The organism is Sphaerisporangium viridialbum (genome assembly GCF_049674955.1).
GTDB classification, from domain to species: domain Bacteria; phylum Actinomycetota; class Actinomycetes; order Streptosporangiales; family Streptosporangiaceae; genus Sphaerisporangium; species Sphaerisporangium viridialbum.
The window spans coordinates 2,737,657-2,750,141 of the sequence record NZ_CP187232.1 but is presented as its reverse complement, the minus strand read 5'-3'; the positions used below and the strand labels follow the sequence as shown (position 1 = coordinate 2,750,141).

Annotated in this window: 9 protein-coding genes and 1 pseudogene; 2 read left to right on the top strand and 8 right to left on the bottom strand. The window is 67.2% G+C overall.

Features of this window, described 5'->3' with window-relative positions; translation table 11 throughout:
- Nucleotides 1–176 precede the first annotated feature (176 nt).
- Nucleotides 177–410 (top strand): cell division protein SepF, encoded by a 234-nt coding sequence (locus ACOZ38_RS12160; protein ID WP_405146394.1) that lies wholly within the window; start codon nt 177–179, stop codon nt 408–410.
- A gap of 86 nt (nt 411–496) precedes the next feature.
- Here the strand turns inward: ACOZ38_RS12160 and ACOZ38_RS12155 are convergent, their stop codons facing one another.
- The 3 genes from ACOZ38_RS12155 to ACOZ38_RS12145 all read right to left on the bottom strand — a co-directional run bounded on the left by ACOZ38_RS12155 (nt 497) and on the right by ACOZ38_RS12145 (nt 2,831).
- Nucleotides 497–1,141, bottom strand: a complete 645-nt coding sequence (locus ACOZ38_RS12155) for a hypothetical protein (RefSeq protein WP_424530448.1) — start codon at nt 1,139–1,141, stop codon at nt 497–499.
- 189 nt (nt 1,142–1,330) lie between these two features.
- Complete coding sequence (locus tag ACOZ38_RS12150; RefSeq protein WP_424530446.1) at nt 1,331–1,846, bottom strand: hypothetical protein; 516 nt, start codon at nt 1,844–1,846, stop codon at nt 1,331–1,333.
- A 598-nt stretch (nt 1,847–2,444) separates the two neighbouring features.
- Nucleotides 2,445–2,831, bottom strand: a complete 387-nt coding sequence (locus ACOZ38_RS12145) for a VOC family protein (protein WP_424530445.1) — start codon at nt 2,829–2,831, stop codon at nt 2,445–2,447.
- A gap of 84 nt (nt 2,832–2,915) precedes the next feature.
- On the opposite strand from ACOZ38_RS12145, the gene ACOZ38_RS12140 reads away from it, so the two are divergent.
- A complete protein-coding gene (locus ACOZ38_RS12140; RefSeq protein WP_424530443.1) occupies nt 2,916–3,611 on the top strand; it encodes an alpha/beta fold hydrolase in 696 nt (231 codons plus the stop codon).
- Between the two features lie 466 nt (nt 3,612–4,077).
- On the opposite strand, the gene ACOZ38_RS12135 is transcribed toward ACOZ38_RS12140, so the two are convergent.
- The 5 genes and pseudogenes from ACOZ38_RS12135 to ACOZ38_RS12115 form a co-directional block, all read right to left on the bottom strand.
- On the bottom strand, nt 4,078–4,344 hold the full coding sequence (locus ACOZ38_RS12135) for a GIY-YIG nuclease family protein (protein WP_424530441.1): 267 nt from the start codon (nt 4,342–4,344) through the stop codon (nt 4,078–4,080).
- A 97-nt stretch (nt 4,345–4,441) separates the two neighbouring features.
- A pseudogene (locus ACOZ38_RS12130) lies at nt 4,442–4,516 on the bottom strand (DUF4041 domain-containing protein); the annotation flags it as partial.
- 1,030 nt (nt 4,517–5,546) lie between these two features.
- A complete protein-coding gene (locus ACOZ38_RS12125) occupies nt 5,547–6,179 on the bottom strand; it encodes a hypothetical protein (RefSeq protein ID WP_424530439.1) in 633 nt (210 codons plus the stop codon).
- Between the two features lie 105 nt (nt 6,180–6,284).
- Nucleotides 6,285–8,132, bottom strand: a complete 1,848-nt coding sequence (locus ACOZ38_RS12120) for an OmpL47-type beta-barrel domain-containing protein (protein ID WP_424530437.1) — start codon at nt 8,130–8,132, stop codon at nt 6,285–6,287.
- Between the two features lie 221 nt (nt 8,133–8,353).
- The gene (locus tag ACOZ38_RS12115; protein ID WP_424530435.1) at nt 8,354–12,367 is read right to left on the bottom strand and encodes a ThuA domain-containing protein; all 4,014 of its coding nucleotides are present in this window, start codon (nt 12,365–12,367) and stop codon (nt 8,354–8,356) included.
- Nucleotides 12,368–12,485: the final 118 nt, after the last annotated feature.

Genomic DNA, 12,485 nt, shown 5'->3' with positions numbered 1-12,485 from the left:
TAGTGCGCCGGAACCCCCGGCACGTAGTCACCTGGCCCCCTTCGAGGGGTTTTGAACCGTACGCGTCCTAGGGGCGATCTACGGGTGTTAGCGTCTGGACCGTGGCAGACCCCCCAGGGACCGCTGGTCCCGACGAGCGCGAGTCCAAGAGGACCACTGCGGGCCCTCCACCTGACATGACCATGTTGAAGACGCTGCGCCCGCAGGACTACGACGAGGTCGTCTACGTGGGGCACTTCTTCCGCAAGGGGCTGCCCGTGGTCATGGACCTCACCGGAATGTCGGATGCGGACGCCAAACCACTCCTCGACTTCGCGGTGGGCCTGGTCTTCGGACGCCGCGGCGACATGGAACGCATCGCGCCCAAGGTCTTCCTGCTGGTCCCCTCGGGCGTGGTCATCAACGCCTGAGCCGGCCTTCGGCGGGAACGGCGGTGCCGTACCCGGAGGCTTCCGGATACGGCACCCGCGCGGTCACGCCTGAGCCCCGGCCAGGTTCACAGTGGCGGGGTGACGTTGACGAAGGCCGTGCAGTTGCCCGGCCAGACGACGTTCGGGGTGAGGCCGCACGACGTCTCCGCCACCTGGCCGGTCTTCGCCCGCACCGTGACGAGCAGCTTGTTGGTGGCCGGGGCCACCAGCAGAGTGACACCCGTGCCGGCGGCACCCGGGGCCTTGCCGGGCCGCTTCGCCGCGCTCGCCGCCGGCGGCAACTCCGGGGCCGCCGTCAGAGTCACACCCGTGACGTCGCCGGGGTAGCCCGCCAGCGAGGACAGGTCGTGCCAGAACGGGTTCGGCCCGACCGACGTGGGGTCCCGGACCAGGGTCGCCCCGTTGGCCTGGGTCTCCGCGACGTACCGCACGGGCCCGGTCGTCACGCCCGTCGGCGTGACCAGCGCCGAGTCGACACCGTCGACCCGTCCCCTGGGCCCGGGAGGACCCTCGGGGCAGCCATTCTTCTTGTCACGACTCCGGTCGTCGTGGTCGCACCTCCTGGCGGTCCTCCACCAGAGGCCGGTGGCGGCCTGGACGACGCCGGCCGCCGCCCGGTGCCCGGCAACGCTCTTCCCTTCCGCGCTGACGCCGGCCGTTGCCGGGCTCGACAGCGCGACGAACCCGCCGGTGACCGCGGTCGCGACCACCAGGGTCCATGCGGTCCTACCTGCGGACGGACCATTTTCCCGAGGAGTCACTCGGTTCCCCCATATCACTTGAATTCCCCTTAGGCCCGACAGACGGTCGGGCGGAAGGTGTCGTGATGACTGACGGCGCCGTACCCGGGACATCCCCGGGCACGGCACGCGCTGTCACTCCGAAAGCCCTGGTCAGGCCTAGAGCGGTGGCGTGGAGTTGACGAAGGCGCTGCAGATGCCGGGCCAGGTCGCGTTCACGGTGACGAGGCAGGTCGTCTGGACGACCTGACCGGTCAGGGTCCGCAGCGTGATGTGCAGGGTGTTGGTGGTCGGCACCGCCGTCAGGCTGACGTCAGTCACGTTGCCGGGGTAGCCCGCCAGCGAGGACAGGTCGTGCCAGAACGCGTTCGGCGCGACCGACGAGGGGTCCCGGACGAAGGTCGGACCGTTGCCCTGGGCAAGCGCGATGTACTTGACGGGGCCGAGCGCGCCAGTCGGTGTGGCCAGCGCCGAGTCGATACCATCGCTGCGGCCCCGAGGCCCGGGAGGACCAGGAGGGCCGGGATGGCACTTCTTCGAGCACTTGCCCTTGCCGTCCTCGTCGTCGTCATCACCGACCGGCTTCCGCTGGTCGGCGCCGACGCCGGCGGCAGCGTGGCCGTACGACACCCGCTGCCCGGTGACGCTCCGCGCTTCCGTGCCGGCGTGGGCCATGGCCGGGCACGACAGTGCGACGAATCCGCCGGTGATCGCCGTCGCGACCGCCAGAGTCCACGCGGGCTTACCTATGAAAGAGCCTTTTTCCCGAGGAATCACTCGGTTCCCCCATATCGCTTGAATTCCGATGAATCGGACCTTCTTCGTGTCGCCATGGCGGCACTGCGACCAGGGAATACCCATTCAGCGAACCTACAACGCAGCACTGAAGTACCGATAGAGAAAACAGACGCCACAATAAATAAAAGAAGCCATGACGCCATGCCCCTTCGACCAGGCAACAGTGCACCATAAATCACATTGATGGACTTTCCTGCAGGCTCTGGGCTTTTCAGGCATGTACCTGAATACCCCGCCGACCAGCACGAACAGGCCTTACAGGTACGCCCTTCCGGTAGAGGGGGCCCTACGGGAGGACAAATGAATATGCGCCCGTCCCACCAGCGGAACTGAGCCCAGGAGCCACCACAGAGAGCTCGTCATTTACACAATCTCCGCCCGCCGAGCGGAATCCCTCGAACGCACCGTTCTCGTCACGACAGAAAAGGAAACCAGCCCCCACTCGGCAAGCCGGCGTGCCGGGAAACCCACATCATCATGGGCCGTGGAGGCAGAATTCGTTGTTCTCGGGGTCGGCCAGCACGATCCAGTGTTCCTCTGTGGCCACTACCCGGGCGCCGAGGGCGATCAGTCGCTTCAGTTCCGCGTCGATGTCGTCGCACGCGAGGTCGAGGTGGACCCGGTTCTTGGCCTTCTTGGGTTCTGGAACGAGTTGGAAGAAGAAACGCGGCGTGACACCCGGCCGAGCCTCGACCAGCACCGTCGGGTCGTCTTCCGGGTCATCGATCCCCATGCTTCGCAGCCGCTCCAGCTCGGCCTCGTCGTACGGAGCCACCTCGTAACCGTCCAGGACGGCCGCCCAGAACCGCGCGACCGACGCGGGGTGCCGGCAATCGACCACGACATCCTTGATCCGAGCCATGACACCATAATGCTGCAAATAGTCCTGGCCTACGCGCGGACAACCTGGCACGGAAATGTCGGAGCGCTTCGGTACGTTGCCATCATGGAATTCGTACTGGTAGCGGGCGCGTGGCTCGGATCGTGGGCGTGGGACGAGGTGGTGCCTGAGCTGCGTGCGGCCGGCCACGGTGCTCACCCGTTGACGCTTTCCGGCCTCGCCGACAAGCAAGGCGTCCCCGCCGGGCAGCAGACCCACGTCCAGGACATCGTCGACGAGGTCGAACGTCTTGATCTTCGTGACGTCATCCTGGTCGGGCACAGCTACTCGGGCATCCCGGTCGGTCAGGCCGCCGAGCGGATCGGCGAGCGGCTGGCCCGCGTGGTCTTCGTCGACTCCAACGTTCCGGCCGACGGCGCGTCGTTCGTGTCCGGCTGGCCGGACGGCAAGGCGATGGTGGAGGCCTCGATCGCGGAGCACGGCGGCTTCTGGGCGCCGCTGACCGCGGCCGACTACGACGGCCAGGGCCTCACGAGCGAGCAGATCACCCGCATCGTGGGCGGTTCCACACCGCATCCCGGAGCCACACTGACCGAGCCCGCCGTGCTGTCACGGCCGCTCGGCGAGCTTCCGGCGACGTACGTCAAATGCCTGCTCGACGGCGACGAGCCCACCGATGACGTGGCCGCGCTGCTGGCCAGCGAGCACTGGCGACTGGTCGAGCTGAACACCGGCCACTGGCCCATGTTCTCCCAGCCCCGCGATCTGGCCCGCATCCTCCTCAACGAGACCAAGCCATGAGCCCTTCGCCCTGACACCTGCTCCGCGCTCACGTCAAGCCCGGCGCGTTGCCGGGCGCCACAGCTCCGGAGCAGACCCGGGCGGCTGGGCGCTTCACCCCGTCCATGACGAGCGGTGGGCTGCCGCCTGCAAACGCACGGCGGTCTGGAGGGCACGAGCAGAGCTGACTTGGTGCCGACTCCGGCTAGGTAGGGATCAAGGAATAGAAGCGTAAGAAGCGGGCGAGTCGGCCTGTAGGCCGGGTTCTGATCCCGCCCACCTCTGACCTGCGGCTCACTCAGCGGCCTGCTCTCTGACCTGCGGCTCACTCAGCGGCCTGCTCTCTGACCTGCAATAACGCTGCCGTCCTCTGCCACTGCCCTCCACCGTCTTCCAACGCCATGTGCCCCCGATGTGCCCCCGGGCAATGCCGTCAGACGCGCACCTCCCCCTCCCCCACCGCTGTGTGAACCGACTGCCGCCACTCCTAAGCCTCGGGAACGTCCCGATACTCCAGCAGATGCTGGCCCGCGATCTGCTCCAGCAGATCCCTGACCTCCGCGGGCGTGGCACGGAAGAACTCCCGCCGCAGATTGACCCTATTGACCCGCCGATCGTTCAACGCGGCGTGCAGCCGCCCCTCCAGCCCGACCGCGTCGTCGCTGAAGATCAGTGCGTGCGTGTCGAACCTGAACGGCACCAAGGCATCCCCCAGCTCCCGCACCCGGTCCTCCGGCTCCAAGCGCCGGGTCATGCCGATCTTGACGACGTCCTTGCCGAACGCGCCGACGTTGGATGCTCATCGTCTTACCGAGCTTGACGATCATCTCCACGGCCTTCTCCAGCCGGTCGACGGCCGACTGCAGCTTGTACGGACGCAGCGTGCGCACGCAGTTGTCGGCCTCGGCGTTGTAGGCGCGCAGCATCAGCTTGGAGAAGTCGCGCACCATCCGGCGCCCCTCGGCCGCCGACCCGTTGACCTGCCAGTTCGTGGAGCCCAGCACCGCCTTGCCGTCCCTAGACATCGCCTTGATCCGTGCCTTGACCTCCGCCAGCCGCTCTTTGTACGCCACCACGTCGCTCAGCGGGTGCTGGTAGTCGTAGACCCCGACCTCCTGCAACAGCACGGTCTCCTCGGTCTGCACGACCCGCTGCTCGACCTCGTGCAGCCGCCGTGTGGCGTCCGTGACGGCTACCTGCAACCGCCCCTGCTCGGCACGTAACTCCTCGGTCAGCACGGCGACGCGCATGGCGTCCATCCCACCCAGCCGCTCGATCCACGCGCGTAGTTCGGCGTTCAGGGTTCGCGGCTCATCACCGTCGATGGCACCGCATTCCGCTGGCGCGTCCGTCGTAAGCCCACGTACTGCCAGGGGAACAGCTGGGGCCTGATGACGTTCGCGGTGGGACTGGCTGGCGCTCCGGTTCGCGCATCCGTCATTGGACTCGGCAGGTGTGCTGCTGGATAGTTGGCGGTGCCGCCAACGGCATCGACTTCCATGAAATCCGCATGTAGACGACGCCGACTTATCGGCCTATGCGTTGAACCCGAAGTAGTAGGGCGATCCTTTGCGGGAGTCGATGGCTTCAAGAAAAACAGCTTCGGCATCTTGCAGCACAGACAGGCACGGCTCGTGATCCTCATCTGAATTAGCCGCGGTGAAAATCAGATCAGTCCATCCGCCCAGCCGCTTGGACCAGCCATCGTGGGCAGATCTGCCTCGCTGCCCATCGCAGCCTGACGTCCTCACGCTCATCAATCCTGGGCACCTAACCAGTTACGGCCCATGTAGTATGTGCCGAGTTTAGGGCACCCCTTTCTGCCAATTGCGGTCCACAGGCCCGTCCACGGCAACGGGGTGGGCCACCCCTTCGGTGAAGGGGCGGCCCGTTTCCTTTCTGGTCGGTTCTGGAGGATGCGGCAGATCGGGTCGAGTGGCGTTCCGCCCCCTGGGCTCAGGACTGGTTGAACAGTGAGAGCGTCAGGGTCGAGTGGTACTCGCCGGCGGCGACGTCGACCGGTGTGCGCAGTGCGAGGTCGGCGTTGACCTGGTGGGTGCCGATCTCGTCAGCGGAGTTCGCGGTCGAGACGAGCAGTTCCTGGCCCTGCAGACCCACGGCGGGTGCTCCGGTGCCGTCGGAGACGACGCTGGAGACGGGCTCACCGGGCGCCACCGACCCGGTGGAGGAGCCGGTCAGCAGGTGCGGGGTCCATCCCAGATACTCCGGGCCGATGGTCTTGGCCGGGTCGCCGGTCGCGACCAGCTGGCTGGACTGGCCCACCACCGCCCAGAAGTCTCCCGCGGGGATCTCGTCGGGAAGGCGGGTGTCGGTCACGGTGACCGTCGGCAGGGTGCCGGTGAACTGGCGGGCGGCGGCGTTCGACCCGTTCTCCGCGAGGGTCACACCGTTGTTGTCGGCCACGGTCATCGACACCTGACCGGGAACGCGCAGCGGCTCGATCTTCACCGACACCTCGATCCCGTCGCTGTCAGGGTCGCCGTCCGCCATCGCGGGACCGGCCACACCGGCAAGCGCGAGGCCGAGCACCGACACGGCGAGCATCTGGGCAGTTCTCTTGGTCTTCATTTGATCGCTCCATCTATGGGGGGCGGGGCCGGCCGATCGGCCGGCCGGCCCCTGTTCACTACGGCGGCGTCCCCGGCGCGTACACCGTGGCCACCGCCGGCCCGGTCAGGCGCAGCTGATCGCGGTGTAGGTGGCGTCGTAGGACGAGGTGACCTTCTTGCCATCGATAAACGAGGTTCCCGTGACAGTCACCTTGCCCGCGCCGATCTGTCCGGCCCGCGCGTTGAAGGACTGGTACGCCTGCTTGCCCGGGGCCACGTCGGCCACGGTCTTGGCACCGTACGGGGTCGTCAACGTCACGGTCGCCGGCACGGTGCCGTCGTTGACGGCCGTGACCGCGACGTACGCCGACGTGCCCACGCAGCGGGACGAGGCGGTCACGGTCAGCGGCGTCTTGGCGGCCGGCGGCGCCGCGATGACCGTGAACTTGGCCTCGGCGACGTTGGAGGTGTTGCCGGCCTTGTCGGTGGCCCGGTAGCTCACGGTGTGCGCCCCCGGCTGGTCGATCACGAGCGGCTTGGTGTACAGCGCAAACGGCTGCCCGTCGATCGAGTACTCGATCGTGTCCACGCCGGAGCCGGAGTCGGTCGCGGTGATCGTCAGCGTGGCGGAGCCCACGTAATTCCAGGCCCAGTCCATGCTGCCGGTGAGCTGCGCCGACACCGTCGGCGGGGTGGTGTCGTCCTGCTTCGGCGCCACCACGGTGAAGGTCACCGACCCCGCCTCTGAGGTGTTGCCGGCCTTGTCAGTGGCCCGGTACTGCACCGTGTGCTTGCCGACCTGGTTCACCGACACCGGAGCCGTGTAGGCCTGGAACGCCCCGCCGTTCAGCGAGTACTCCACCTTGTCCACACCGGACTCGGTGTCGCTCGCCGAGACCGTCACCGTGGCGGAGCTCACGTAGTTGCCGTCAGCGTCCTTGGTGCCCGACACCGACGCCGACACCGTCGGCGGGGTGGTGTCCTTCGGCCCCGAGTTCACGACCGTGAAGGTCACCGACCCGACGTTGGAGGTGTTGCCGGCCTTGTCGGTGGCCCGGTAGCTCACGGTGTGCGCCCCCGGCTGGTTCACCTCGAGCGCCTTGGTGTACAGCGCGAACGGCTGGCCGTTCAGCGAGTACTCCACCGTGTCCACCCCGGACTCGGTGTCGGTGGCCGTGATGGTCACCGTGGCGGAGCTCTCGTAGTTGCCGTCAGCGTCCTTGGTGCCCGACACCTGCGCCGACACCGTCGGCGGGGTGGTGTCCTTCTCCTGCGGGGCCACGACCGTGAAGGTCACCGACGCCGCCTCGGAGGTGTTGCCGGCCTTGTCGGTGGCCCGGTACTGCACGGTGTGGTTGCCAACCTGGTTCACCGACACCGGAGCGGCGTAGGCCTGGAACGCCCCGCCGTTCAACGAGTACTCCACCTTGTCCACACCGGACTCGGTGTCGCTCGCCGAGATCGTCACCGTGGCGGCACCGACGTAGTTGCCGTCGGTGTCCTTCTCACCCGACACCGCGGCCGACACCTGCGGCGCCGTGGTGTCCTTGGGCGGGCCGGCGGTGACCACGAACTCGCCGTACATCTGGCCGTGGCCGGGGACGGCGCAGAAGTAGCGGTACTTACCGGGGGTGAGGTTCACCTGAACCTCCCACCGGCCCCCGTTGGCGTCGAAGGGGCTGGCCAGGATGTTGACGTCGACGTCGTGGTTGTAGCCGGGGCTGGAGGTGTCGAAGGTCAGGGTGTGCGACATCCCGAACTGGTTGCCGGTCGCCCTGCTGTTCTCGAAGACGATCGTCGCCGGGCCGGCGGTTGCCGTGGTCGGCGCGGACTTGTACTGGGTGTAGTCGTCGTTGGTGGTCCAGACGAGCACCTGCTCTGCCGCCTGGTTGGCCTGCAGCGCCTGCTGCCCCTGAGACTGCGCGGTGGCCCCGGCCGACGACAGCCACAGCGCCGGCAGCGCAACGCTCAACAGCACCACGGCAAGACCCCGCGCCGCGGCTGGTGATTTGGTTACTTTCCGTAATTTACTGAAGAAGAGGGCGGTAAGAGATCCGATATGCATCTATCGCTGTACCTCTCGTGAGTCTGCGACCTGGGCCGACGGACGTCGCGCCCCGGCTGAGGTCGGCTGGACGGGGTGCCGGGTACGGGGAGTGCGCTCCCCGTACCCGGCACCAACCGGTTACTGACCTAGAGCTCGCGCACCCGGATGTTGCGGAACTCGGCCAGGTCGTTGTTGCCGTGGTTCTGCAACCCGATGAACCCGCTGATGAACTGGCGCAGGTCCGTGTCCGGGTCGCCACTACGGGACGACTTCTTGCCCGGAACGTTGTCGAACTCGTTGATCACCACGCCATTGCGGATGATCGTGTAGTGCTGTCCGACCGCCCGGATCTCGTAGTCGTTCCAGACGCCCTTCGGCGTCGGCTTGGCCTCGTCCAGGTTGATCGGCGCGAAGTTGTAGACCGATCCGGTCTTCTGGACCTCGCCCGTGTCGCCGTCGTAGATCTGGATCTCGTGACCACAGTAGATCGCGACCCATGCGGGGGACGTACGGGCCGAGCCGACCGTGCCGCAGCTTCCGGTGGGACGGTCGGCCAGCGGGGTCCTCAGGTCGGGGAACCGAACGAAGACACCGGTGTTGGCGCGGCCCGTCCCGGGCGCGACGTCACGGAACTTCAGCCTCACCGAGAAGTCGGCGTACGCCTTCTTCGAGTACCACAGCATGCCCAGACCGCCGGACGTACGCAGCGAACCGTCAGGCTGGAGGTTGAACTGCCCGGACGGCGCCATGCTCCAGCCCTGGAAGGACTGCGGGGTCCCGTCGAAGATGGTCTCGTAGCCGTTGACCTTGCCGATGTCGGACTGGCCCGCCGCCTTGCTGATCGCGGAGGACTCCTTGTCGTCGATGATCCCGTCCAGGCGGAGCTGGTTCACCACATCGTTGAGGCTGCTCACGAACTGATCGTGGTTCGGCCACTGGCGCTCGTCGTCGATCAGGTCGTTGATCGTGCAGCCGCCACCGACCACACGGTTCGGCACACCGGTGTCGGTGTCCAGCAGCTGGACCGTCGACCGGGCGTCGGGCGTCGGGCAAGCGATGGTGACGTTGATCTCACCAGTGGCCACCTCACCGTTGGCGTAGGTGACCTTCAGCTTCGCCTTGTAGTCACCGAAGTCGGCGTAGGTGTGCGTCGGGTTGACCTCCGTCGACTTGCTGCCGTCGCCGAAGTCCCACTCCCACTTCACGCCGCCGGCCTTGGTGTTGGAGAACGAAATCGTCTTCGGCGTGGCGTCCCGGACCGGCCGCCAGGCGGCCTGGCTCGGGTTCGGCGTCGCCGGACCACCCTTGTAGGCGATCCGGATCAGCTTCTGGTTGCTGTGGAGCGTGAAGAAGCCGCCGGCGTAGTCGAGCAGGTAGAGCGCGCCGTCCGTGCCGAATTTGGCGTCCATCCAGGCCTGGAGCTGGGTGCCGCCGCTGCCGGGCTGGATGATGCTGCGCACGTCCTCGGCGAAGGCCGGCGGAGCCATGTCCTTGACCGTCTTCGGGTCAACGGTGACGGCGACCCGGTTCTGGGAGTTGGACTCGTCACCGATGAACCACTTGTTCTCCCAGTACGCCGGCCACGCGACACCGCTGTCGGTGTCGACCTCGGAGCGGTGGTAGGTCGGCCCGGACATGACCGCCTGGCCGCCGCCACTGAGGAAGGGCTGGGTGAAGGTCTCGTCGCCCAGCTTGTAGGTCGGCAGACCGCTGCCGTCGTCCCGCTTCGGGTAGACCGGGCCACCGCCCTGGGGCGAGTACCAGATCATGTTGGTGCGGGCCGGCGGGATGTCGACCAGGCCGGTGTTGCGCGGCGAGGTGTTCTTCAGGTTGTCGCAGTCGTACCAGCCGGCGGGCTGGCTGGCGTCGACGTTGCTGCGGTCACGGTAGGGCTGCTTGTTGCCCATGCAGTACGGCCAGCCCTGGTTGCCCGCGGAGGTGATGATCGTCGCGGTCTCGTACTTCGCCGGACCCCAGGTCTCGCTCGGGACACCGGCGTCCGGACCGACCCATGCGGCGTTCAGCCAGTTGTTCACGGGGTCCCACTGGAGCCGCGAGATGTTACGGACGCCCATCACGTAGATCTCGGGGCGGGTCTTGCCGCCGCCCTCTTCGTCACCCGTGAACAGGTTGCCCTTGGGGATCGTGTACGTGCCGTCGGGCTCCGGGTGGATCCGGATGATCTTGCCGCCCAGGTTGTTGGTGTTGCCGGCGGTGCGGCGGGCGTCCTGGAACGACAGGCCCTTGTAGTCCTGGGTCCAGTTGTTCCCGGCGTAACCCGCCCCGGCGCCGCCGGAGGAGTTGTTGTCACCGGAACCGACGTAGAGGTTGCCCTCGTTGTCGAAGGTCATGCCTCCACCCGAGTGGCAGCAGCTGTGGATCTGGGTGTCCCACTGCAGCAGGTCCTTACGGGTCGCCTGGTCGATCGTCTCGGTCTTGAGGTCGTAGGTGAACCGCGAGATCGTCCGCTTGCCGATCCGCAGGTCCCTGTCGATCGACTCGTGCGGCATCCAGTAGACGTAGATCCAGCCGTTCTGCTGGAACTTGGGGTCGGGGACGATGCCGAGGAGGCCTTCCTCGTTCTTGACCAGCTCGTCACCGCTGCCGCGGTTGCCCATCACGGCGAGCGTGGTGAGCAGCTTGACCTGCTTGGTCTTCGGGTCCCACTGGTGGATCGTGCCACAGCCGAGGCCGACCTTGGGGTCGTTCCAGCTGGGGATCGCGCCGGTCGGGCAGGCCGCCCTGCCAACGTAGAAGACCTTGCCGTCGGGGGCGACGGTCAGGCCGTGAGGCTCGCCGATCTGGTCGAGCTGACCCGACTTGTTCGTCGTGGTCAACCGCTCGGTCACATAGTTCGACGCGATGGTCGCCTGGCAGTCACCGCGGACCAGGCCGGCCGCCCACTTGATGGCGCCGCCGAGGTGGCCCTGGAACTGCTTGTCGCTGGTGTAGCTCGCCTCGGTGCCACCCATGCCGGTGTAGAACGACCGGCCGCCGTCGTAGTCACGGCACCACGAGATCGGGTGGAACGGGCCGTTGCCGTTCAGACCCGCCTTGTAGAACCGCTCCTCGAGCTGCGCGACCGTGTGGACCTTGCCGAGCGGGTTGGGCGCCCAGTTCATCCACTGGTCGGACCGCTTGACGGTGAGCGGCATCCCCTCGTTGGCCGGGTGCTGGCGGTCGGTGAAGTCGACCTGAGCCTCCTGCACCTCGGTCTCCGGCGGAGGGCCGGCCTGGGGGCCGAACAGCCGCAGCTCGGCCAGCTGGGTCAGCGGCTCACCGCTGTTCGCGGTGATGTCCAGCTTGTACCACAGGTATGCCGTGCTGTTCTCGAACTTGAATTCCCTGGTCTGGAACCGCTGCGGGAAGGTCTCATTGGACCGCTTGTCCAGGTCGACCCAGGTCTGCCCGTCCTGCGAGCCCTTCAGCGTCCAGTTCTTCGGGTCACGGCCGTCGTAGTCGTTGGCCGAGGTCAGCGCGTAGTGAGCGACCACGACCGGCTTCTCCGGCCGCACCTCGGCCCACCCGGTGTTCACGCGGGTCAGCCACTTGGTGTTGTTGTTGCCGTCGATCAGCTGGGCCTTGCCCTCGCTCGGCGGGTTCTCCCCGCTGACCCTGATCTCGACGACCTTCTCGGCAGGGGGGATGCTGCCGGCGGGGCGGGTGCCGACCAGGTCGGTGAACCAGGCCGAGTCCGGCTGTGCGCGAACCGCATCGTGGACGCCGACGAAACCGCCGCCGTCCCTGATGAACGTCTGGAACGCGGCCTCCTGTGCGGCGTTCAGGGTCACGCCCTTGGCGGACAGGAACACCACGCCGCGGTAGCGCGCCAGGTTCTCGGAGGTGAAGACCGCCGGGTCCTGGGACACGTCGACGCCGAAGCCGCTCGTCTTGCCCAGGTCCTTGACCGCCGCCGCAGCGCGCTCGACTGGGTCGTCCTGCTTTGCCGCCGGACCATGGAACACCAGCACGTTGACCGAGGTGTCGGCGGCCTGCGCCGGGTCGCTGTGCTGGGCGTGCGCCGGGTCGCCGGGTTTGGTCGGCGCCGCCGCGGCGGGCAGCGTCGCCATTCCCAGCGTCAGGGCGGCACTCGACACCATGATCAGTGCGCTGCGCCAGGCGGGTGGTCGGGGCTTTGCGAAGAGGTCTCTTTGACCCATCGTTCGCTCCTTTGTGGGGGGTGCACAACAGCAACCTTCGGATGAGCTATCTGGTCAGCCGCGGCGGGTCACCGGGCTTGCCGATGTCGGACGTGACGCCGGCCTTGTTGATCTCCTT

What these genes read in the sequence shown, in the direction of transcription:
- ACOZ38_RS12160 (WP_405146394.1), top strand. Translation starts at nt 177, where the DNA reads ATGACCATGTTGAAGACGCTGCGCCCGCAGGACTACGACGAGGTCGTC.
- ACOZ38_RS12150 (WP_424530446.1), bottom strand. Translation starts at nt 1,846, where the DNA reads ATGGCCCACGCCGGCACGGAAGCGCGGAGCGTCACCGGGCAGCGGGTG.
- ACOZ38_RS12145 (WP_424530445.1), bottom strand. Translation starts at nt 2,831, where the DNA reads ATGGCTCGGATCAAGGATGTCGTGGTCGATTGCCGGCACCCCGCGTCG.
- ACOZ38_RS12140 (WP_424530443.1), top strand. Translation starts at nt 2,916, where the DNA reads ATGGAATTCGTACTGGTAGCGGGCGCGTGGCTCGGATCGTGGGCGTGG.
- ACOZ38_RS12135 (WP_424530441.1), bottom strand. Translation starts at nt 4,344, where the DNA reads ATGACCCGGCGCTTGGAGCCGGAGGACCGGGTGCGGGAGCTGGGGGAT.
- ACOZ38_RS12125 (WP_424530439.1), bottom strand. Translation starts at nt 6,179, where the DNA reads ATGAAGACCAAGAGAACTGCCCAGATGCTCGCCGTGTCGGTGCTCGGC.
- ACOZ38_RS12115 (WP_424530435.1), bottom strand. Translation starts at nt 12,367, where the DNA reads ATGGGTCAAAGAGACCTCTTCGCAAAGCCCCGACCACCCGCCTGGCGC.